Annotated in this window: 18 protein-coding genes; 10 read left to right on the top strand and 8 right to left on the bottom strand. The window is 72.9% G+C overall.

Going from position 1 to position 19,415, the window contains the following annotated elements; genetic code table 11:
- The first annotated feature begins 2 nt into the window (after positions 1–2).
- Positions 3–1,100 carry an amidase family protein gene (locus BLW14_RS09485; protein WP_093706197.1) on the top strand — a complete coding sequence of 366 codons (1,098 nt, stop codon included), beginning with the start codon at positions 3–5 and terminating at the stop codon, positions 1,098–1,100.
- A gap of 77 nt (positions 1,101–1,177) precedes the next feature.
- On the top strand, positions 1,178–1,483 hold the full coding sequence (locus BLW14_RS09490) for an SCO0607 family lipoprotein (RefSeq protein ID WP_093706199.1): 306 nt from the start codon (positions 1,178–1,180) through the stop codon (positions 1,481–1,483).
- Between the two features lie 16 nt (positions 1,484–1,499).
- Here the strand turns inward: BLW14_RS09490 and BLW14_RS09495 are convergent, their stop codons facing one another.
- Both BLW14_RS09495 and BLW14_RS09500 read right to left on the bottom strand, forming a co-directional pair.
- Positions 1,500–2,354 carry a hypothetical protein gene (locus BLW14_RS09495; RefSeq protein WP_093706201.1) on the bottom strand — a complete coding sequence of 285 codons (855 nt, stop codon included), beginning with the start codon at positions 2,352–2,354 and terminating at the stop codon, positions 1,500–1,502.
- A 56-nt stretch (positions 2,355–2,410) separates the two neighbouring features.
- Entirely contained in the window at positions 2,411–3,520 is a 1,110-nt protein-coding gene (locus BLW14_RS09500) for a ferritin-like domain-containing protein (protein WP_093706203.1), read from the bottom strand.
- A 178-nt stretch (positions 3,521–3,698) separates the two neighbouring features.
- On the opposite strand from BLW14_RS09500, the gene BLW14_RS09505 reads away from it, so the two are divergent.
- The 5 genes from BLW14_RS09505 to BLW14_RS09525 all read left to right on the top strand — a co-directional run bounded on the left by BLW14_RS09505 (position 3,699) and on the right by BLW14_RS09525 (position 9,796).
- The gene (locus tag BLW14_RS09505; RefSeq protein ID WP_093706205.1) at positions 3,699–4,634 is read left to right on the top strand and encodes an AurF N-oxygenase family protein; all 936 of its coding nucleotides are present in this window, start codon (positions 3,699–3,701) and stop codon (positions 4,632–4,634) included.
- 26 nt (positions 4,635–4,660) lie between these two features.
- Positions 4,661–5,413 carry a TetR/AcrR family transcriptional regulator gene (locus tag BLW14_RS09510; RefSeq protein WP_093706207.1) on the top strand — a complete coding sequence of 251 codons (753 nt, stop codon included), beginning with the start codon at positions 4,661–4,663 and terminating at the stop codon, positions 5,411–5,413.
- Between the two features lie 43 nt (positions 5,414–5,456).
- Positions 5,457–5,759, top strand: coding sequence for a hypothetical protein (locus BLW14_RS09515; protein ID WP_093706209.1), 303 nt, complete (start codon positions 5,457–5,459; stop codon positions 5,757–5,759).
- A gap of 53 nt (positions 5,760–5,812) precedes the next feature.
- A complete protein-coding gene (locus BLW14_RS09520) occupies positions 5,813–8,392 on the top strand; it encodes an outer membrane protein assembly factor BamB family protein (protein ID WP_093706211.1) in 2,580 nt (859 codons plus the stop codon).
- 249 nt (positions 8,393–8,641) lie between these two features.
- Positions 8,642–9,796, top strand: coding sequence for a C40 family peptidase (locus tag BLW14_RS09525; RefSeq protein WP_093706213.1), 1,155 nt, complete (start codon positions 8,642–8,644; stop codon positions 9,794–9,796).
- A gap of 25 nt (positions 9,797–9,821) precedes the next feature.
- Here BLW14_RS09525 and BLW14_RS09530 read toward each other — a convergent pair whose 3' ends face one another.
- Genes BLW14_RS09530 through BLW14_RS09550 form a run of 5 tightly spaced genes read right to left on the bottom strand, consistent with a single transcriptional unit; the run spans position 9,822 to position 15,644 of the window.
- On the bottom strand, positions 9,822–11,063 hold the full coding sequence (locus tag BLW14_RS09530) for a styrene monooxygenase/indole monooxygenase family protein (RefSeq protein WP_093706215.1): 1,242 nt from the start codon (positions 11,061–11,063) through the stop codon (positions 9,822–9,824).
- A gap of 31 nt (positions 11,064–11,094) precedes the next feature.
- The gene (locus BLW14_RS09535) at positions 11,095–11,742 is read right to left on the bottom strand and encodes a GTP-binding protein (RefSeq protein WP_093706217.1); all 648 of its coding nucleotides are present in this window, start codon (positions 11,740–11,742) and stop codon (positions 11,095–11,097) included.
- Positions 11,723–12,139, bottom strand: coding sequence for a DUF742 domain-containing protein (locus BLW14_RS09540; protein ID WP_018521102.1), 417 nt, complete (start codon positions 12,137–12,139; stop codon positions 11,723–11,725). Before BLW14_RS09540 ends, BLW14_RS09535 begins: the two co-directional genes overlap by 20 nt.
- Positions 12,136–12,618 carry a roadblock/LC7 domain-containing protein gene (locus BLW14_RS09545; protein ID WP_093706219.1) on the bottom strand — a complete coding sequence of 161 codons (483 nt, stop codon included), beginning with the start codon at positions 12,616–12,618 and terminating at the stop codon, positions 12,136–12,138. The genes BLW14_RS09540 and BLW14_RS09545 overlap by 4 nt, the downstream gene beginning before the upstream one ends.
- Positions 12,615–15,644, bottom strand: a complete 3,030-nt coding sequence (locus BLW14_RS09550) for a sensor histidine kinase (RefSeq protein WP_093706221.1) — start codon at positions 15,642–15,644, stop codon at positions 12,615–12,617. Before BLW14_RS09550 ends, BLW14_RS09545 begins: the two co-directional genes overlap by 4 nt.
- 363 nt (positions 15,645–16,007) lie before the next feature.
- Here BLW14_RS09550 and BLW14_RS09555 point away from each other — a divergent pair, with 363 nt between their 5' ends.
- Positions 16,008–16,790: a protein phosphatase 2C domain-containing protein gene (locus tag BLW14_RS09555; RefSeq protein WP_093706223.1), complete on the top strand. Its 783-nt coding sequence runs from the start codon at positions 16,008–16,010 to the stop codon at positions 16,788–16,790.
- A 16-nt stretch (positions 16,791–16,806) separates the two neighbouring features.
- On the opposite strand, the gene BLW14_RS09560 is transcribed toward BLW14_RS09555, so the two are convergent.
- Positions 16,807–17,304 (bottom strand): MarR family winged helix-turn-helix transcriptional regulator, encoded by a 498-nt coding sequence (locus tag BLW14_RS09560; protein ID WP_371128059.1) that lies wholly within the window; start codon positions 17,302–17,304, stop codon positions 16,807–16,809.
- A gap of 225 nt (positions 17,305–17,529) precedes the next feature.
- Between BLW14_RS09560 and BLW14_RS09565 the strand changes: the two genes are divergently transcribed.
- Both BLW14_RS09565 and BLW14_RS09570 read left to right on the top strand, forming a co-directional pair.
- On the top strand, positions 17,530–18,372 hold the full coding sequence (locus BLW14_RS09565; RefSeq protein ID WP_093706227.1) for a lysozyme: 843 nt from the start codon (positions 17,530–17,532) through the stop codon (positions 18,370–18,372).
- Positions 18,373–18,647: 275 nt separating this feature from the next.
- Complete coding sequence (locus BLW14_RS09570; protein ID WP_256332992.1) at positions 18,648–19,328, top strand: polysaccharide deacetylase family protein; 681 nt, start codon at positions 18,648–18,650, stop codon at positions 19,326–19,328.
- Positions 19,329–19,415: the final 87 nt, after the last annotated feature.

Here is a 19,415-nt window from a genome sequence, read left to right on the forward strand (position 1 = left end):
CCATGGCCGATTCCGGGGAACTGCGCGAGGTGCTGGCCTCCATCGACCGCGAGGACCCCGGGCTCCGCGCCTTCCTCGACGTGTGGCACGAGGACGCGCTCGCCCGGCTCCCGGCCGCGTCCCGGCTGCCGCTGGCCGGGCTCCCCTTTGCGGTGAAGGGCCGCACCGGCATCCGCTCGTACGCGGCCCGGCGGCTGGTCGCGGCCGGCGGTGTCCCGGTCGGCTCGACCTCCGTGCCCGGTCCGGGGACGTACTGGAAGACATGGGGCCTCGGGCGGCACGGCCGTACGGTCAACCCCTGGCGCCCGGACCGGACTCCGGGCGGTTCGTCGGCGGGCTCGGCGGCGGCGGTCGCGGCGGGCCTGGTGCCGCTGGCGACGGGCAGCGACGGGGCGGGGTCGGTGCGCGTCCCGGCCGGCTGGTGCGGGGTGTTCGGGCTGAAGACGACGAACGGGCTGCTGCCCTCGCCGGACCGGACGGGCCTCGCGTCCGCCGGGGTGCTGGCGGCCTCGGCGGCGGAGGCGGAGACGTATCTGCGCTGCGTGCTGGACGACTACGCCCCGGCCCCGGCGCTGCTGCCGCTGTCCGCCGCCTACAGCCCGGACCTGGGGTTCGCGGAGACCGAGCCGGAGGTGGCGGCCGTGGTCGGGGAGGCGGTGCGGCGGCTGGTGGCGGCCGGGGTGGTGCGGCTCGCCGGGGGCGGCTGCGAGCTGCTGGACCCGGCGTCGGCCTGGTTCGCGGTGCGCGGCGGGGACGTACGGCCGTCGGAGGCGGAGGTGCGCGAGGAGAACGACCGCCGCCTGGACGCCTTCTTCGCCCGTACACCCCTGCTCCTGACCCCCGTCACGCCCAACCGTCCGCACGGGCACGAGGGCCCGGGCGAGGCCTACTCCACGGCGCTGACCTGGGCGTTCAACCTGAGCGGGCATCCGGCGGCAAGCGTGCCGGCCGGCTTCACGGCGGACGGCTGCCCGGCCGGCCTCCAGCTGGTGGCCGGCCGGGGGCGGGACGCCGAACTCCTGTGCGCGGCGCGGGCGGTGGAGCGTGTCCTGTCGCGCGGAGGCGGACCGTTCGCACAAGTACGCCTACCTCGCAGGTGAGTACGTGTACTCAGGGCGGCGCGGCCTCCGGGAGGGCAGCCTGGACTCCGACAGCCACCCCCCTGAAGGAGTGCCAGATGCGTACAGCCGGCCGTTCCCGTCGTCTGCGGACCACCGCCGCCCTCACCGTCGGCGGCGCGGTCCTCGCGCTGCTCACGTCCGCCTGCTCGACGGCGGACGCGGTCTGCGCCGGCGGCGAGTACCCGGTGCTGTACATCGGCAGCACCGGCAGCGCGTGCGTGAAGGACGGCCAGGAGCCGCCCAAGGGATACGCCCGCTACCCCGAGGGCAAGGTCCCGAAGCACGTCGACGACAAGTGGTGGACGTACTGGAACGAGCACAGCCTCGACAAGGACGGGAAGATCATCGAGGTCTCGCAGTAACGGCCGCCCGGAGCGGTCAGCCCGCCGTGCCGGCGCCGATCGGCTCGCGCATCTCCTTGCGGACCTGCGCGGCCTGTCGCGCCGCCTCGGCGAGGTCGACCTCGGCCGGGTCCTGGAGCGCGGTCTCGGCGGTGACGACGGCGACGAGGGCACCCGTGTTGTCGTCGCTCCAGGCGCACATCGGCAGCGTGCTGCCGCCTATCCCGTTCTCCTTCGACCGCACGACCTCGCAGGCGACGGTGATCCCGTAGCCGGCGGGCGTGAACTCCCGGGCCGGTACGGCCACGGTCACCCCGTCGGCCTCGGCGGCCCCCTCCAAGATCTTGTCGCGGGCGAACTTCGGCGACTTGATGCGGCCCCACATGCCGGACACGATGACCGTGCCGCCGCTCTTCGACGTGTACTGCGCAACCACCGCCTTCGCGTCGCGGATGGACGGGTCGTACGTCTCTTCGACCTCCTTGCCGTCCGTCGCCGAGGTGTCCGCCTGGAGGGTGTACTCGTCGTTCAGCAACGTCTTCCGCACGGTCAGCCTGTACTCCGCCGGCGGGAACGCCTTCGTCCCCGGCAGCTTGCCGTCGTCCGCCGCGCCCACCAGCCGCGAGACCCCGAAGGCGATCCCGCCCGCCACCACGAGCGCCCCGACGACGACCCCCACGATCAGGCCCGTCCGGGTCCGGCGCGGCGGCGGGAACCCCGGTCCGCCGGGCACCGTGCCCCAGGGCTGGGGCACGGGCGGCTGCGGGTACCCGTAGGGCTGCTGCTGTCCCGGTCCCGGCTGCTGGGCGTACGGATTCGGCTGGTGCTGCGGCGGCCCGCAGGGGCCCTGGGGCGCACCGTACGGACCCTGCGGGGGCGGGGGCGTGGTCATGGCGCCCAAGTTACGGCATGGGCGCGAACACGCTTTCTACCGCCGGTGCGGGCCCGTCAGGCGTCCGTACCGCCCTGGGCTATCGCCTCTGCCACCTCCGCCACGCGCTCCTGCTCCTCCGCCGCGAAGCGGTCCTTGTCCAGTTGCTCGGCTATCTCCTCGTCCTGGGCCATGAGCAGATCCAGGTTGGAGTCGCCGAGTTCGAGGACGCCCATGTCGACGTACGCCTTCTGCAGCCGTTCGCCCCACAGGCCGATGTCCTTGACGCACGGGACGATCCGGCTGAACAGCAGCTTGCGGAAGAGCTGGAGGAATTCGGAGTGCTCCGAGAGGTCCTTCGCCTGCTGCTTGCCGATGCCGAAGTTCTCCAGGACCTCGACCCCGCTGAGACGGTCGCGCATCAGGTAGCAGCCCTCGATGACGAACTCCTCGCGCTCGCGCCGTTCCGCGTCGCTGAGCTGCTTGTAGTAGTCGCGCAGCGCCATCCGCCCGAAGGCGACGTGGCGGGCCTCGTCCTGCATCACGTACGCCAGGATCTGCTTGGGCAGCGGCCGGGTCGTGGTGTCGCGGATCATGCCGAACGCGGCGAGCGCCAGGCCCTCGATGAGGACCTGCATGCCGAGGTAGGGCATGTCCCAGCGGGAGTCGCGCAGGGTGTCGCCGAGCAGGCCCTGGAGGCTGTCGTTGACCGGGTAGAGCATCTGCACCTTCTCGTGCAGGAACCGGCCGTAGATCTCGGCGTGCCGGGCCTCGTCCATGGCCTGGGTGGCGGAGTAGAACTTGGCGTCCATGTCGGGGACGGACTCCACGATGCGGGCGGCGCAGATCATCGCGCCCTGCTCGCCGTGCAGGAACTGGCTGAACTGCCAGGCGGTGTAGTGCTTGCGCAGCTCGCCCCGGTCCTTCTCGGTCATCTTCGCCCAGTGCGGGGTGCCGTACAGCGTGAGCGCCTCGTCGGGGGTGCCGAGCGGGTCGGACGGGTCGACCTCCAGGCTCCAGTCGATGCGCTTGTTGCCGTCCCACTGCTTGTCCTTGCCCTTCTGGTACAGGGCGAGAAGGCGCTCACGGCCGTCGTCGTAGTCCCAGCTGAAGCGGGCGGCGCCCGACGCGGGCACCGTCCACAGCGGTTCGTCGGGGGCGGTGGTGTAGAGGTCGTGGGTCGACACGGACGGCTCCTTCGCCTCGCGAATGCCGGGAAGTCGGCGGGCTCCCCGCTCAGTTGGCAGGTTCACACGCTGGTAGACGCCCGGTCAACAAGTCCGGCACAAGGGATTGACGGCCTTGCTGACAAGCAGTCTCATAAAGGGTGACCGCCGGTAACCCATGTGTGAGGTGCCTCCAGCCATGACGACCGTCTCCGAAAACGACCTTCAGACGCTCCGCGACGCCCTCGGCCCGCTCCGCGGCCGCGAACAGATCGCGGAACGGCTGCTGGAGGCCTCGGCCAAGCACTCCTTCGACCCGGACAAGGAGCTCGACTGGGACACCCTGCCCGAGGACGGCAAGTGGTTCTGGCCGCCGGAGCTGATCTCCCTCTACGACACCCCGCTGTGGAAGCGCATGTCGCACGACCAGCGGCTCGAACTCGCCCGGCACGAGGCGGCCTCGCTCGCCTCGCTCGGCATCTGGTTCGAGATCATCCTCATGCAGCTGCTCGTACGGCACATCTACGACAAGCCCGCGACCAGCAGCCATGTCCGCTACGCGCTCACCGAGATCGCCGACGAGTGCCGGCACTCGATGATGTTCGGCCGCATGATCACCTGGGGCGACGGGCCCACGTACGCCGTGCCGCGCAGGTACCACAACATGGCGCGCGTCCTCAAAAGCGTGTCCACGACGCCCGGTTCGTTCGCCGGGACGCTGCTCGGCGAGGAGATCCTCGACTGGATGCAGCGGCTGACCTTCCCCGACGAGCGCGTCCAGCCCCTGGTGCGCGGCGTGACCCGCATCCACGTCATCGAGGAGGCCCGTCACGTCCGCTACGCCCGCGAGGAACTGCGCCGCCAGATGGTCACCGCGCCCCGCTGGGAACGCGAACTGGCCCGCGTCAGCTGCGGACAGGCCGCCCGCGTCTTCTCCGTCTGCTTCGTCAACCCGCAGGTGTACGAGAACGTCGGGCTGAACCGCCACGAGGCCGTCGCCCAGGTGAAGGCCAGCGGACACCGCGCCGAGGTCATGCAGACGGGCGCCAGGCGGCTGACCGACTTCTTCGAGGACATCGGCGTCCTGAACGGCGTCGGACGCAGGCTGTGGAAGAGCTCGGGCCTCCTGGCCTAGCGGTGGCAGCCCTTAGTCTGGGCGGTATGACCCCTGCCGCAGCCGCGCCGCCCAGCCGTGCGTACCGAAGGCTCAGCGTCGAGGAGCGGCGCGCCCAGCTGCTGGCAGCGGCGCTCACGCTCTTCGCCCACCGGGCCCCCGACGAGGTCTCGCTCGACGAGGTCGCGACGGTGGCCGGGGTGTCGCGCCCGCTGGTCTACCGCTACTTCCCCGGCGGGCGCCAGCAGTTGTACGAGGCGGCGCTGCGGTCCGCCGCCGAGCAGCTGAAGCTGTGCTTCGCCGAGCCCGCCGAGGGTCCGCCGACCGAGCGCGTCACGCGCGTCCTCGACCGCTACCTGGCCTTCGTCGACGAGCACGACGCCGGCTTCAGCGCCCTGCTCCGGGGCGGCAGCGTCGCCGAGACGTCCCGGACGAGCACCATCGTCGACGAGGTTCGGCGCGCGGCGGCCGAGCAGATCCTGTTCCACCTCGGCCAGGACGAGCACAGCGAACCCGCGCCCCGCATGAGCATGATGGTCCGCACCTGGATCGCGGCGGTCGAGGCGGCCTCGCTGATCTGGCTCGACGAGGGCAAGCGGCCGGACGCGGCCGAGCTGCGCGACTGGCTGGTCGACCAGTTCATCGGCCTGCTGGCCATCACCTCGGCCTCGGACCCGCAGACCGCCGCCGCCGTGGCCGCGCTGCTCCCGCTGGAGGCCGTGGAGGGCCCGGCCGGCCGGCTGGCGGACCGGCTGGCCCCGCTGGTGCGCGTCGCCGCGCATCTGCTGCCGGCCGACTGACCGGTTGCGCGGGGCCGACCGCGCGATCGGTCAGACTGGCCCGGTGAGAAGTGAGAACACCGCCTTCGTCGGCGGCCCGCTGGACGGCCGGGTGCTGCCCGTCCTCACCGGCGCGACCGGCCACCCGCCCAAGTGGTACGAGGTCCCGGTACCGGACGCCGCCGGCGGACCGCCCACCGTGTACGCGTACCGCAGGGCCCCGGCCGGGTACTCCAAGCGGCTGCACCTGCAACGGGGTTGGGTCTACGAGTACGCCCCCGAAGGACGCGAGCGGCACCGGCCGCGGTGGCCGTGGTCCAAGCCGGGGGCCGGTGGCGGGCGGAGCCCCGAGGAACCGCCCCACTAGGATCGGTCGTCCGGTCCAGGGAAGGCCGGACCGGTTACGAGGGGGGATGCGCCATGGAGGCGCCGCGTCAGGACGATCCAGGCCGTTTCGGGCCGTACACCGTGCTGGCGCGCCTGCGCGAGACGGCCTCCTCGGTGCAGTACCTCGCACGCGGTGAGGCCGGGACCGACCTCGTCGTCGTCACCGCGGCCCGCCCCGCGCTCGCCGCGCTGCCCGCCTTCCGGCGCCGCTTCGAGGCCGAGACGCGCATCGCGGACCGGCTGGCCGGCGGCTGGGTCGCGGAGCTGCTGGAGACCCCCGCCGAGGGCTCCGGCGAGGACGAGGGACCGTGGACCGCGTCGCCGTACGTGCCCGCGCTGACCCTGGCCGAGGCCATCGAGGCCTCGGGGCCGCTGCCCGAGCGTGCCGTGCGGATACTGGGCGCCGGCCTCGCCGAGACGCTGTCCCGGGTGCACGCCACCGGGGACGTCCTCCAGGGCCTCTCCCCCCGCACCGTGCTGCTCGCCGAGGACGGCCCCCGGCTCACCGCGTTCGGCCCGCTGGGCGCGGCGGCCGAGGCGGAGGCGGGCGAGGGCGGCCGGCTCTCCGTGCGGCTCGGCTATCTGACGCCGGAACAGCTCGCGGGCGAGGCGGCGGGTCCCTCGTCCGACCTCTTCGTGCTCGGCCTGCTGCTCGCGTACGCGGCGACCGGAAGCACCCCGCTGGCGGCCGGCGACCCGGCCGGTGCCGCCGAGCGCATCGCCGCGGGCGACCCCGAACTCGACGACGTCCCGGACTCGTTGCGCGACCTGGTCGCCCGGTGCCTGGCGAAGGATCCGGCGGACCGCCCCACGGCGGGGACGGTCGCCGCCGAACTGGCCCTGGAGGGTGCGGCGGCCCTCGCGGCCGGCGGCTGGCTCCCCGACCGGCTCGCGGCGGACGTGACCGCGCAGGGTGTCGCGGCGCACCGGCTGGCGGCGGAACCCCGGCCGGGCGAGGCCGCGCCCGACGTCCGGGACGCCGTACCGCCCGTGCCCGCGTGGCAGGAGCCGGCCGGGGCGTCCGAGCCGGTCCTCGACACCCGTACGACGCAGCTCAAGGCCCTCGGGCACCAGCCCGCGCAGCCCGCCCAGCCCGCGCAGCCCGCCGCCCCGTGGCCGAACACGGAGACGTACCAGCCGCAGCAGCCGTACGCCCCGCAGCCCCAGCTCCAGGCGCAGGCCCAGCCTCAGCCTTCGCAGGCGCAGTTCCCGCAGGCGCCGCAGCCGCTGCCCGTGCCCCCGGCGCCGGTCCCGGCCACCGCGCCGGCCCCCGGGCCCCGGCGGGGCGGTCTCGACCGGCGGGCGCTGCTGTTCGGCGGCGCCGCGGGCCTGGCCGGCCTGCTGATCGGCGGGGGTGCGGTCTACGCGACCGGGTCCGGCGACGACGCGAAGGCGGCCCCCGAGGACCCGAAGCCCGCGCCCAGCAAGGCCGGGCCCACCCTGGCCGGGACGGCCCCGCAGCCGCGCTGGATCTACACCCACCCGGAGGGCGAGCCCGCACCGCTGACCGCCGCGCTCTGGAAGGACCGGCTGCTGGTGCTGACCGACGAGAAGCGGGCGAGCGCGGTGGACCTGCGCACCGGGCGCCGGGCCTGGGCGAGCGAGGACGGCGCCGGGGGCCGGGCCGCGCTGCCCGTCGACGACGAGCACTGCTTCGTGGCGGGCCGGGACACCTTCTTCTGGATCTCCGTGAAGGACGGCAAGGTCGCCCACCGGCTGGCCTGCGCCGACGGTTTCGAGGACGCGCCGGGGCTCAAGCTCGGCACCCTGGTCGGCGCGGACGCGACGAGCATCTGGTTCACCGCCGCGCACACGGTGACCGTCAAGGCCCCCAAGCCCAAGAAGGGCAAGAAGCGCGGCAAGGACAAGAAGGTCGTCAAGTCGTACCTGTTCGCGTACGACGTCGCGCAGCGCAAGGAGCTGTGGCGGACCGGGCTGCCCACCGGCCGCGGCGACGTCGCGCCCGCGTACCGGATGGTCGCGGTCCGCCCGGACTCCGTGGTCGTGCAGCAGCGCCCGTCGTCCCTCACACCCGCGCAGGTGAAGGCCGCCAAGAAGAAGTCGCGGTTCAGCAGCTACGACCGGAAGACCGGCAAGCTCCAGTGGACCAAGGCGTTCGGCGGCGTCGGGCTCGACGCGGCGGCCGTGGGCGACGAGGACGGCACGCTGTACGCGGCGGAAGGCACCGGTCTGCGCGCCTTCGGGACGGCTGACGGCAAGGCGAAGTGGGCACTGAAGGGCGGACGCGGCTCGGTCTACGGGCCCTCGGTCCCGGCGGAGGGCGTGCTGCACACCACCAACGTCAACCAGGAGGTCGGCGCCGTCGACCCGGCGAGCGGGAAGCCGCGGTGGCAGCGGTCCACGGAGGCGGCGCCCGACTCGGCGGCCCCGCAGATCGCCGTCAGCGGCTCCGGCGACACCCTGCTCGCGGCCGGAGCCGGCCAGGTCACCGCATTCGCGGCGGCCGACGGCAAGCGCCTGTGGAAGTTCCAGGACATCGGCAACCAGGACCCCGCGGGTGAGACCGTCACCGCCGGCTACCAGGTACTGGCGTACGACAGGACGGCGGTCGTCCGGCGCGGGCGCACGGTCTACGCGTTCCCGGTCGCCTGAGCGGTGGGCCGGCCGGTCGCCCGGCCGGCGGCCCGAGCGGTCGCCCGGCCTGTGGGCCGACCGGCGGCCTGACCCCACCCGCACCCACCCGGCGTACGGGCCGCCGCCTTCCGGGCGAATCCGGAGGCGGTGGCCCGTCGCCACGCCCGCGGGTTCTTGCATCACCCCCCGCCACGGGTGAGCGTATGGACGAATTGCGCTCACTCATGGGGTAGTCGCACGATTCACCCCGATTTCGGAGGTGATGACATGTCGTCGGGCACCCTGGTGCGTTCCTTCGGTACGGCGGCCCTGGCCGCCGTCGTCGTGGTCTCCCCGGCCACCGCGGTCGCGGCCCCCTCGCCCGCGCCCGCCGTCCCCGGCGCCCCGGCCGGCGGTGTCGCCGGGCTGCTGAGCGAGCTGCAACGGCTCTACCAGCAGGCCGAAGAGGCCACCGAGGCCTACAACGGCACGGCGGCCGAGCTGAAGAAGCGGGCCGCACGGGCGAAGAAGCTGGACGCCGCCCTCGTCACCGCCCGCCGTTCGCTGGCCGACAGCCGCGACGCCGCCGGGCAGCTGGCCCGCGAGCAGTACCAGGGCCGGTCCGAACTCTCCGCGTATCTGCGGCTGCTGCTGATGCGCGACCCCGAGGCCGCCCTGACCCAGGGCCAGGTCATCCAGCGGCTGGCCGCCGGGCGGGCGGCGAGCGTGCGGCGGCTCGGCACGGCCGAGAAGCGGGCCGACGAGCTGGCGAAGGAGTCCCGCAAGGTGCTGGCCGAGCAGCGGACGCTCGCCGCGCGCAAGAAGAAGGACCGCGACACCGTGCGGACCCGGCTGAAACAGGTGGAGGCGAAGATCGCCACGCTCTCGGCGGACCAGCTCGACGAGGTCTCCGGCCTGGCCCGGAAGAACACGGACAAGGCTCAGGACGCCCTGGTCGCCTCCGGGGCGCTCTCCTCGTCCCGGCCGCCGACCGCCCAGGGCGGCCAGGCCGTCGGGTACGCGGTCCGGCAGATCGGCAAGCCGTACGTGTGGGGCGCCGAGGGCCCCGGTTCCTTCGACTGCTCCGGGCTGACCTCGCAGGCCTGGGCGAGCGCCGGCCGCGTCATCCCGCGCACCTCGCAGGAGCAGTGGCGGCAGCTGACCCGGGTCCCGATGAACGCGCTGCGCCCCGGCGACCTGGTGGTCTACTTCCCGAAGGCGACCCATGTGGCGCTGTACATCGGCAACGGCCTGGTGGTGCAGGCGCCCCGCCCCGGCACCAGCGTGAAGGTGTCGCCCGTGGCGTCCAACCCGGTGCTCGGCGCGGTCCGGCCCGACCCGGACGGCTCGCCGCTGGCCTCGTACGAGGGCCCCGAACTCCCCGACGGAGCGACGGACGGCTCCGACGAGGGGTACGGGGCCTCGTCGGCCCCGGCCTCGTGACGGCCGGGACCGGAGGGGCGCGGGGTCAGGCGGCCGGGCCCGCCACCGAGGCGAGGTAGGCGTTCGTCTTCTCCGGCTCGAAGAAGAAGTTCTCGAAGTCCGCCGGGTCGTTGAAGCCGTTGGCGAACCGGTCCGCGACGGGCTGGAGCTGCCCGGCGGCGCCGATCAGGTTCAGCACGTGCTCCGGCGGGACGCCGAGCATCGCGTTGGTCCACTTGGTGACGTGCTGGGCGGTGTCCCAGTAGCGGTCGAAGGTGGCCTGCATCCACGCCTCGTCGAACGCGCGGTCGCCGTGCTCGACGATCGCGTTCAGGTAGGCGTCGGCACACTTGGACGCCGAGTTCGAGCCCTGGCCGGTGATCGGGTCGTTGGCGACGACCACGTCCGCGACGCCGAGCACCAGACCGCCGCCGGGCAGCCGGCCGACCGGCTTGCGGACGGTGGGGGCATACCGGCCCGCGAGGGTGCCGTTGGCGTCGGTCAGCTCGACCTTGGTGGCGCGGGCGTACTCCCAGGGCGTGAACCGCTCCATCAGCTCCAGCGTCTTCGCCAGGTGCTCGGAGGGGTCCTTGATGCCCTGGAACGCGTCGAGCGGCCCGCCGGGGACGCCCTCCCAGAACAGGATGTCGGCGCGGCCGGAGGTGGTCAGGGTCGGCATCACGAAGAGCTCGCCGACGCCCGGGACCAGGTTGCAGCGGACCGCGTCGAACTCCGGGTGCTCCGGGCGCGGGCCCATGCCGTGCACGTACGCGACGGCCAGCGCGCGCTGCGGGGCGTCGTACGGTGAACGAGCCGCGTCCCGGCCGAACATCGAGACCAGCTCGCCCTTGCCGGCCGCGACCATCACCAGGTCGTAGGTGCGGGAGAAGTAGTCCAGGTCGGAGACGGCCGCGCCGTGGATGACGAGCTGCCCGCCGCGCTGGGCGAAGGTCTCCATCCAGCCGGCCATCTTGACGCGCTGGTCGACGGACTGCGCGTACCCGTCGAGCTTGCCGACCCAGTCGACGGCGCGCGAGGAGTCGGGGGCGGCGACCGAGACGCCGAGGCCCTCGATGCGCGGGGCCTGCGACTCCCAGAAGTTGAGCTGGAGGTCCCGCTCGTGCTGGAGCGCGGTGTGGAACATGCACTGCGTGGACATGACCCGGCCGGAGCGGATCTCGTCGGCGGTGCGGTTGGACATCAGGGTGACTTCGTACCCCTTGGACTGCAGTCCGAGGGCGAGCTGGAGCCCGGACTGACCGGCTCCGACTATCAGTATCTTCCGCATCGCGGTTCTCCGTTGTGTGGTGCTGAGGGGGCTACGCGGGGGTGGCGTCGAGGGCGTGGCCGACGAGGGCCAGCAGGGACTCGACGACCGTGATCCTGTTGCGCGCGTCCATGATCACTATCGGCACGTGCGCGGGTACGGTCAGGGCCTCCCGGACGTCCTCGGCCTCGAAGCCCGGCGTTCCCTCGAAGTGGTTGACGGCCACGATGTACGGCAGCCCGCAGCTCTCGAAGTAGTCGAGGGCGGGGAAGCAGTCGGCGAGGCGGCGGGTGTCGGCCATGACGACGGCACCGATCGCACCGCGCACCAGGTCGTCCCACATGAACCAGAACCGCTGCTGGCCCGGCGTGCCGAACACGTACAGCACGAGGTCGTCGTCGAGCGTCAGCCGGCCGAAGTCCATGGCGACCGTCGTGGTGGCCTTGTCCGGGGTGGCGCTGAGGTCGTCGGTGTCCTCGCTGGCCCGGGTCATCATGGCCTCGGTCTGGAGCGGGGTGATCTCGGAGACCGCGCTGACGAACGTCGTCTTGCCGACGCCGAAGCCGCCCGCGACCACGATCTTCGTGGCGATCGGGGCCCGGGTGCGGTCCAGCTGCCAGGGCTGGAGCTTCTCCTCGGGCTGGTCCTCCGGGCCGGGCTGCCGCGGTGCGAACAGCGACTCAGAGACGGCGGAGTCCATCGAGCACCCTTTCGAGCAGTGCGCGGTCGGGCTGGCCGGTGCCGTGCCCCGTCCCGTACACGCGGATCTTTCCCTGGTCGGCCAAGTCGCTGAGCAGCACCCTGACCACGCCGAGCGGCATCTTCAGCAGCGCGGAGATCTCCGCGACCGTGCGCATCCGCCGGCAGATCTCGACGATGGCCCTCAGCTCCGGCATCACCCGGGAGGCCAGGTTGCCGTTGGTGAGTTCGCGGCGCTCCTCGGGGGCCTCGAGCGCGGCGACGAACGTCTCGACGAGCAGGACGTGCCCGAAGCGGGTGCGGCCGCCGGTCAGCGAGTACGGGCGGACCCGTGCGGGCCGTTTGCCGGCCCCTCGTACGGGGAGCTTGCGGGCGGGTCCGGCAGCGGCGTGGCTCACTGGGTGCTCTCCATCGATTTGCGCAGTTCACTGCGGAGTTCGGGGGTGAGTACGTGTCCGGCACGGCCGACGAACAGCGCCATGTGGTACGCGATGACGCCCATGTCGCAGTCGGGGGCGGCGTGCACGCCGAGCAGCGATCCGTCGCTGATCGACATGACGAAGACGCTGCCCTCCTCCATGGCGACCATGGTCTGCTTGACGCCGCCGCCCTCCATGAGCTTCGCGGCGCCGACGGTGAGGCTGCCGATGCCGGAGACGATGGTCGCCAGGTCGGCGCTGGAGCCGCGCGGTCCGCTCCGCGGGGCCTCCGACTCGGCGGCGGCGTGGTGGCCGGGGTCCGAGGACAGCAGCATCAGGCCGTCGGACGAGACGACGGTGACCGAGTGGACCCCTGGCACCTCCTCCACCAGATTGCTCAGCAGCCAGTGCAGGTTCCGGGCCTCGGTGCTCAGCCCGAATGTGCTGGGCGCAGTCAACTGCGTGCCTCCTCGACTGTGTCCCCCGTCTCTCCGGTCCGGCCGTCGGTACGGCCTGCCGGCTCGGCGTGCTCGGTACGTGTGGTGCTCGCGGTGCCCGCGTCATCGGCCAGCTCGGCCTCGACGTCGCGGCGGCCGTCCTTGGCGCCCTGGTGGAAGCCGCCGAGCCGGCGCCGCAGGGCCTCCTTGTCGACGCTCCCCCGCCGTTCGGCGGCGGGCGCCCCGGCGGGCCGGACGACCTTGGGCGTCCGCTTGGGCAGCCCCTTGCCGGTGACGGCCTCGGCCTCGGGCCTGCGGGGGGCGGGGACGGTCTCGGGGCGCTCGGCGGTGGCCGGGGCGGCCGCCGCGGGGAGCTGCGGGGCCGGGTCCGCGTGCGGGGCCTGGTCGGCGGCGCGCTCATGGCGGTCGGGGCCGATGGCGTACGGGCCGGCGACGGTGGCGTCCTCCGTCCGCGGCGGCCTGGGGAGGCGGACCTGAAGGGTGCGCTCGGGGTCGTGGGGCGTGTCCGTGTCCGGCTGGGGGGTGGCCTCGGGGTCCGGGGCGGGCCCGGGGTGCGGGGCGGTGGCCTCGGGGTCCGGGGCAGGCCCGGGGTCCGGGGCGGTGGCCTCAGGGGCCTCGGGGGGCACGGGGGCCTCGGGGGCCGCATCAGCCTCCGGGGCCTCCGGGGCCACTGGCGCCTCGGTGACCTCAGGGGTCACCGGCGCCTCAGGGGTCACCGGCGCCTCAGGGGTCACCGGCGCCTCAGGGGTCACCGGCGCCTCCGGCGCCACGGGCGGCTTCGCCGCCCCCGCGAGGGCTCGCTCCGCCGCCGCGATCATCGGGTCGTCGGAGGTGGAAGCGGCGCGGCCCGGCAGGGTGTTGGAGTTGGCCTCGGCGACCGAGCCCGGCAGGTTGAGCGTGGGCGCGTCGCCGGGGGCGGTGACCGGCGGGGGCGTCGCGGCCGGGAGGGCCTTGGGCAGCAGGGCCTCCGGGAGCACGACGACCGCGGTCACCCCGCTCCCCTTCTGGTCGCGCAGCTCCACCCGTACGCCGTGCCGGGCGGCGAGCAGCGAGGTGACCTGGAGGCCGAGTCCGGCCCCGTCCGCGTTCTGCTCGCCGGCCTCGAAGAGCGTCGGGTCGGCGAGGCGGGTGTTCAGCTCGCCCATCCGTACGGAGGACATGCCGATGCCCTCGTCCTCCACGGAGAGCATCACCTCGCCGCTCTCCAGGAGCCAGCCGGAGAGCTGGACGTGGGAGTCGGGCGGGGAGAACGAGGTGGCGTTCTCCAGGAGTTCCGCGACCAGGTGGCTGAGGTCGTCGGCGGCGAACCCGGCGACCTGGGCGTGCGGCGGGAGCGACTGGATGGTGACCCGCTCGTACCGCTCGATCTCGCTGACGGCGGCGCGCAGGACGTCGACCAGCGGGATCGGGCCCGGGTGGCCGTGGCCGTGGTCCGCACCGGCGAGGACCAGCATGTTCTCGCTGTGGCGGCGCATGACCGTGGCCATGTGGTCCAGCTTGAAGAGCGTGCCGAGCCGTTCCGGGTCCTGCTCGCGCTCCTCCAGCGACTCGATGACGCCGAGCTGCCGCTCGACGAGGCCGAGGGTGCGCAGCGAGAGGTTGACGAAGGTGTGGTGGACGGTGTTCTTCAGCTTCTCCAGCTGGGCCGTCAGGTCGGCCGCGCGCACCTGGAGTTCGGCGCGCTGGACCGTGAGCGCCTCGCGGCCGGCGATCAGCTCGGCGCGCTCGGTCTCCAGCTTCTCGAAGCGCCCGTTGAACTCGGTGAGCAGTCCGTGCAGCCGGCCGTGCAGGGCGTTGATGGAGCGGACGACCTGGGCGAACTCGTCGTTGCGGCCGGTGTAGCGGACCGGTTCGGCGGTGGCGGGTTCGGCGGCGAGCCGGGCCGCGCCGATCCGCAGCACGGCGAGCGGCTGGGTCAGGGTGCGGGCGACGGCGGTGGAGACGGCGACGGCCACGAGCAGGCAGCCGCCGAGGAGCGCGATGCGCAGTTCGAGCGCGGTGACGTCGTCGTCGCGGAGCTGTTCGAGGCGCTGGACCTGGGTGGTGCCGAGCGCGGCCTCCACGGAGCGCATCCGGTCGACGCGTGCGGAGAGGGCCGCCGAGACCTTCTTGTCGCTGACCTTCAGGTCGTCGTCGGACAGCTCGGGGCGGTCGGTCAGCTCGGCGAGGTACTTCTCGGCGCTGTTGACCTCGGGTCCGGTGACGGTGGAGGACAGCTTGTCGCGGGCGGTGGCGCCGGCTGCCTGGTCGAAGTCGGCGAGGGCGGAGAGTTCACCGACCCGGGCCTGCTGGGCTGCGGCGCTCAGCGCGTCGCGGGTGCGGTCCTCCTTGGTCTCGCCCTCGTCCTGGGGCTGGAGCGGGAGGCCGGTGAACGGGTCGATCCGAGGGGTCTCCGGCTCCGGCCGGGGCACGGCGAGCGCGGCGAGCAGCAGCCCGCGGGCGGCGGATGCCTGTTCGGTGGCCCGGCCGAGCGCCTGCGGGGTGCGGGTCGCGTCGGCGGCGCGCGGCGGGGTGGAGCGGGCGAGTTCGTCGGCGAGGCCGTGGAGCTTGGCGATGACCTCGGAGTACGCCTGGTGGGCCTCCAGCGCCGTGCCCTTGCCGCTGACCGCGTCCCGGCGCAGCGAGGGGATGGTGGACAGGTCGCGCAGCAGGTCGGCCGGGGCCGCCTCGCGGATCTCGTCCACCTGCTGGTCGACGCGGGCGCCCCGGTTGCCCGGCTCGCCCTTGCGGCCGCCGGCGATGTACGTGGTGACCTCGTCGCGCTCGTCGGCGAGGGAGTGGGCCAGGGTGATCGCCTGCTGGTTGAGCTCGGCGAGGGTGACCAGGTGCTGGGAGTCGGTGAGGTCGGACGAGGCGGCGAGCACGGCCGGTGTCCCCGCCGCTATGACGGTGATCCCGACGACGGCGACGCCCGCGATCAGCCGGTTGCGGACGCGTACGGTGCGACCGCCCTCGGCCGGGGCCGTCGGCGCCGCTCCGGAACCGCTGTTGCTGCCGCCCTTGCTCCGAGGCCGCTTCTTCTGCACCGGTGCTCGCAATCTTGACTCGTCCGCCCTTGAAGCAGAGGTGACGCACGGTCACATGAACGAGCGTCCCGCCCCCTGGTACGGCCCCGACCATTCCAGTGCTTTTCAGGAGGGGGCGCGCATCAACCGCTCCGCCACACGAACGAGTGAACATCACTCCCGAGTTGGCGAACAAGTCTCCCCAGCGGGCTCCGGCGCCATGCGCGGACACCGGCTGGAACTTCCGGGCGGGCTTTGGCAGGATGCCCGCCCGCACCCCGGCGCGGAGTGATTCCTTCCGCCCCCGCCGACCTTCTGACCTGCTGGTACGCACCAATCCCGGTACCGTGCAGGCACGGTGAAGGCATCGTGCAGACTGGCCGCATGCGTATCGAACTCGCGACCGCCGCCGGTGCTCCCGATCGCCCGAACGAGGACTGGACGGCCACCGTCCTCCCTGCGTCCGGTCGGGGCGGAGGGCTGGTGCTGCTCGACGGCGTCACCCCGCCTCGGGGCGACGCCGGTTGTGTGCACTCGGTTCCGTGGTTCACCGCGCGGCTGGGCGGGGCGCTGGTCGAACTGTCCGGTTCGCGACGGGATCTGACCTTGCGGGAGATCCTCGCGGAGTCCATCCGGCGCACCGCGGACGCCCACCGCCCCACGTGTGACCTTTCTCACGTACGTACCCCACAGGCGACCGTCGTCGTGGTGCGTTGGGACGAGGCCGGGATCGAGTACCTGGTGCTGTCCGATTCGGTGCTGCTGCTGGAGTCGCCGGACGGGGAGGTCCGCGCGGTCCTGGACGACCGGCTCGACCGGCTGCCGCGGGAGCTGCTGGTGTCGGAGGCGGTGGCGGACGCCCGGGCGCGCAACAAGGAGGGCGGCTTCTTCACGGCCGCCGCCGACCCGGCCGTGGCGGAGCGGGCGGTCACGGGGCGGGCGCCGCGCGCCGGTGTGCGGGCGCTGGCGGCGATGACGGACGGGGCGAGCCGCTGGACGGAGATGTTCGGCGAGGGCGACTGGTCGGCGTGCCTCGGGGTGCTGGACAAGGAGGGCCCGCAGGGGCTGATCGACCGGGTCCGCGCCCTGGAGGCCGCGGACACGGAGCGTGAGCACGTGCGCGGCAAGACCCACGACGACGCGACGGCGGTCTACGCCCGGCTGTGAGGCGTCCGGCGCCCTCTCAGTCCTCGGCGCGGGCGTTCAGCTGATGCAGCAGCCGGGCCAGTTCGGCCACCTCGGCGCGGTCCCAGTCGGCGAGCTTGCGGACGTAGCGGTCACGGCGGGCGTCGCGGACGCTGCGGAATCGGGCGAGGCCCTCTTCAGTGAGGTGGACGAGGAAGGCGCGCCCGTCGGCGGGATCGGGCTCCCGGGCCACCAGTCCGAGGCCTTCGAGGGCGCGGAGTTGACGGCTCATGGTGGCCTTGCCGACCCCGAAGTACGCGGCGAGATCGGTGGCCCGCTGCCGCCCCGCGGATTCCAGGCGTACGAAGAGGCCGTAGGCGGCCGCCTCCAGTTCGGGGTGCACCTCGCGGGCCATCTCCCCGGAATTGGCCCGCGCGCGCCGCAGGAAGACGGCCAACTCCAGCTCCAGGGCGAGGAATTCGTGGTCCACACCACTTCCTCCGTCGGCGCCGGGTTCACGTCCGCTTTCGCTCCCCTGCACGTCAGCACCCCTCATGAGCTTTCCCGCCGCTGAAAGTTTCTTCCGCCGCCGCTCATCGCCGCAGCTCGGCCAGTATTTCGCAGGAGTAGACCAACGGCACAGCCCAGGCCCTCTTCCGCCGCACGGGTCTACGTGCGTAGCGTCATGCATGGCATGTTCACACCATGACATGCCGCCGGGGTCGCCGTGCGGCGCCCCCCGGGTCAGCAGATCCCCCCACTGAGGCCTCGGAGGCACGCAATGCCCGTGCACAGATCCGGCTCCAAGACCACCCGCCGCTCGCGCTTCGCGGCGGCCGGCACTCTGCTCGCAGCTCTCTCCCTCCTCATCGCCCTGCCCGGCGCGTCGAACGCGGCCGGCGGCGACCCCACCGCACCCGCCCGCGGCACCGCCACCATGGGCATGGGCGTCATCGCCCACGACGGCAAGGGCGGTCTGCCGGTCGAGGGCCGCGCGGCCCAGACCGAGGGCGTCGACGTCAGCAGCCACCAGGGCAACGTCGCCTGGTCGACGCTGTGGAACAGCGGCGTCAAGTGGGCCTACACCAAGGCCACCGAGGGCACCTACTACACCAACCCCTATTTCGCCCAGCAGTACAACGGCTCGTACAACGTCGGGATGATCCGCGGCTCGTACCACTTCGCCACGCCCGACACCACGAGCGGCGCGGTGCAGGCCAACTACTTCGTGGACCACGGGGGCGGCTGGTCCAGGGACGGCAAGACCCTGCCGGGCGTGCTCGACATCGAGTGGAACCCGTACGGCGCGCAGTGCTACGGCAAGACCGCGGCCCAGATGGTCGCGTGGATCCGTGACTTCGTGAACACGTACAAGGCGCGCACCGGGCGGGACGCGGTCATCTACACCGCGACCAGCTGGTGGAAGGACTGCACCGGCAACAACGGCGGCTTCGCGGCCACCAACCCGCTGTGGGTGGCCCGCTACAACACCACGGTCGGCGAGCTCCCGGCCGGCTGGGGCTTCTACACGATCTGGCAGTACACGTCGTCCGGCCCGACGGTGGGTGACCACAACCACTTCAACGGTGCCCTCGACCGCGTACAGGCACTCGCCAACGGATAACGGCGGCGGCCCCTTCGCCCCGCGGAGCCCGGTGACGCACACCGTCGCCGGGCTTCGCAGTGTTCGCACACGGCTTGACCAGGCGTTTCGCGTCACCAACCCCACTATGAACTCGATGTATACCCCACAGGTATAGTCATCGCTCCAGGTCGCACACCAGTGCGTCCGTTCACACGAGGGAGTGGCGCGCCGTGCCCAGTAAGAGGAAGTCGATCGGTACGGGGTTGGCCGTCGCCCTTGTGACAGCGCTCACGCTGACGCTGAGCGGTTGCTCGATGGACACCACCGCACCCGGTTCGGCCCGTGCCGACGCCGCGTCGGACGCCAAGGGGTCGTTCGGGCCGGTGGACTGCCGGAAGGCCAAGTGCATAGCGCTGACCTTCGACGCGGGCCCGGGCGAGGACACGCCCCATCTGCTGGACATCCTCAAGGAGAAGAAGGTCCACGCGACGTTCTTCCTGCTCGGCAAGAACCACGTGAAGAAGCACCCCGACACCGTCCGCCGGCTCGCGGCCGAGGGGCACGAGATCGCCAACCACACCTGGTCGCACGAGATCCTCACGGACAAGAAGCCGGCCGAGATACGCGCCGAGCTGGAGAAGACGCAGGACGCGATAGCGGCGATCACCGGCAAGAAGCCGCGGCTGATGCGCCCGCCGCAGGGCCGCACCGACGACACCGTCTCCGGGATCAGCAAGGACCTCGGGCTCTCCCAGATCCTGTGGAGCGCGACCGCCAAGGACTACTCGACGACCGACTCCGCGCTGATCAAGAAGCGGATCCTGGAACAGGCGAGCAAGGACGGCATCATCCTGCTGCACGACATCTACAAGGGCACGGTGCCCGCGGTGCCCGGCATCATCGACGCGCTGAAGAAGGAGGGCTACACCTTCGTGACGGTCCCCCAGCTGATGGCGCCCGCCGAGCCGGTCCCGGGCACGGTCTACCGCCCGTAGGACCTGCCCGTACGCGGAACGGCCCGCCTCCCCGCGAGGGGGAGGCGGGCCGCCCGTACCGGCCGTGTCCGTGGCGCCGCGTCCGTC

It is taken from the genome of Streptomyces sp. 2131.1, from assembly GCF_900105515.1.
In the GTDB taxonomy this organism is placed as follows: Bacteria; Actinomycetota; Actinomycetes; order Streptomycetales; family Streptomycetaceae; genus Streptomyces; species Streptomyces drozdowiczii.

What these genes read in the sequence shown, in the direction of transcription:
- BLW14_RS09495 (WP_093706201.1), bottom strand. Translation starts at nt 2,354, where the DNA reads ATGACCACGCCCCCGCCCCCGCAGGGTCCGTACGGTGCGCCCCAGGGC.
- BLW14_RS09520 (WP_093706211.1), top strand. Translation starts at nt 5,813, where the DNA reads ATGGAGGCGCCGCGTCAGGACGATCCAGGCCGTTTCGGGCCGTACACC.
- BLW14_RS09510 (WP_093706207.1), top strand. Translation starts at nt 4,661, where the DNA reads ATGACCCCTGCCGCAGCCGCGCCGCCCAGCCGTGCGTACCGAAGGCTC.
- BLW14_RS09485 (WP_093706197.1), top strand. Translation starts at nt 3, where the DNA reads ATGGCCGATTCCGGGGAACTGCGCGAGGTGCTGGCCTCCATCGACCGC.
- BLW14_RS09570 (WP_256332992.1), top strand. Translation starts at nt 18,648, where the DNA reads ATGGACACCACCGCACCCGGTTCGGCCCGTGCCGACGCCGCGTCGGAC.
- BLW14_RS09525 (WP_093706213.1), top strand. Translation starts at nt 8,642, where the DNA reads ATGTCGTCGGGCACCCTGGTGCGTTCCTTCGGTACGGCGGCCCTGGCC.
- BLW14_RS09535 (WP_093706217.1), bottom strand. Translation starts at nt 11,742, where the DNA reads ATGGACTCCGCCGTCTCTGAGTCGCTGTTCGCACCGCGGCAGCCCGGC.
- BLW14_RS09530 (WP_093706215.1), bottom strand. Translation starts at nt 11,063, where the DNA reads ATGCGGAAGATACTGATAGTCGGAGCCGGTCAGTCCGGGCTCCAGCTC.
- BLW14_RS09560 (WP_371128059.1), bottom strand. Translation starts at nt 17,304, where the DNA reads ATGAGGGGTGCTGACGTGCAGGGGAGCGAAAGCGGACGTGAACCCGGC.
- BLW14_RS09565 (WP_093706227.1), top strand. Translation starts at nt 17,530, where the DNA reads ATGCCCGTGCACAGATCCGGCTCCAAGACCACCCGCCGCTCGCGCTTC.
- BLW14_RS09505 (WP_093706205.1), top strand. Translation starts at nt 3,699, where the DNA reads ATGACGACCGTCTCCGAAAACGACCTTCAGACGCTCCGCGACGCCCTC.
- BLW14_RS09555 (WP_093706223.1), top strand. Translation starts at nt 16,008, where the DNA reads ATGCGTATCGAACTCGCGACCGCCGCCGGTGCTCCCGATCGCCCGAAC.
- BLW14_RS09490 (WP_093706199.1), top strand. Translation starts at nt 1,178, where the DNA reads ATGCGTACAGCCGGCCGTTCCCGTCGTCTGCGGACCACCGCCGCCCTC.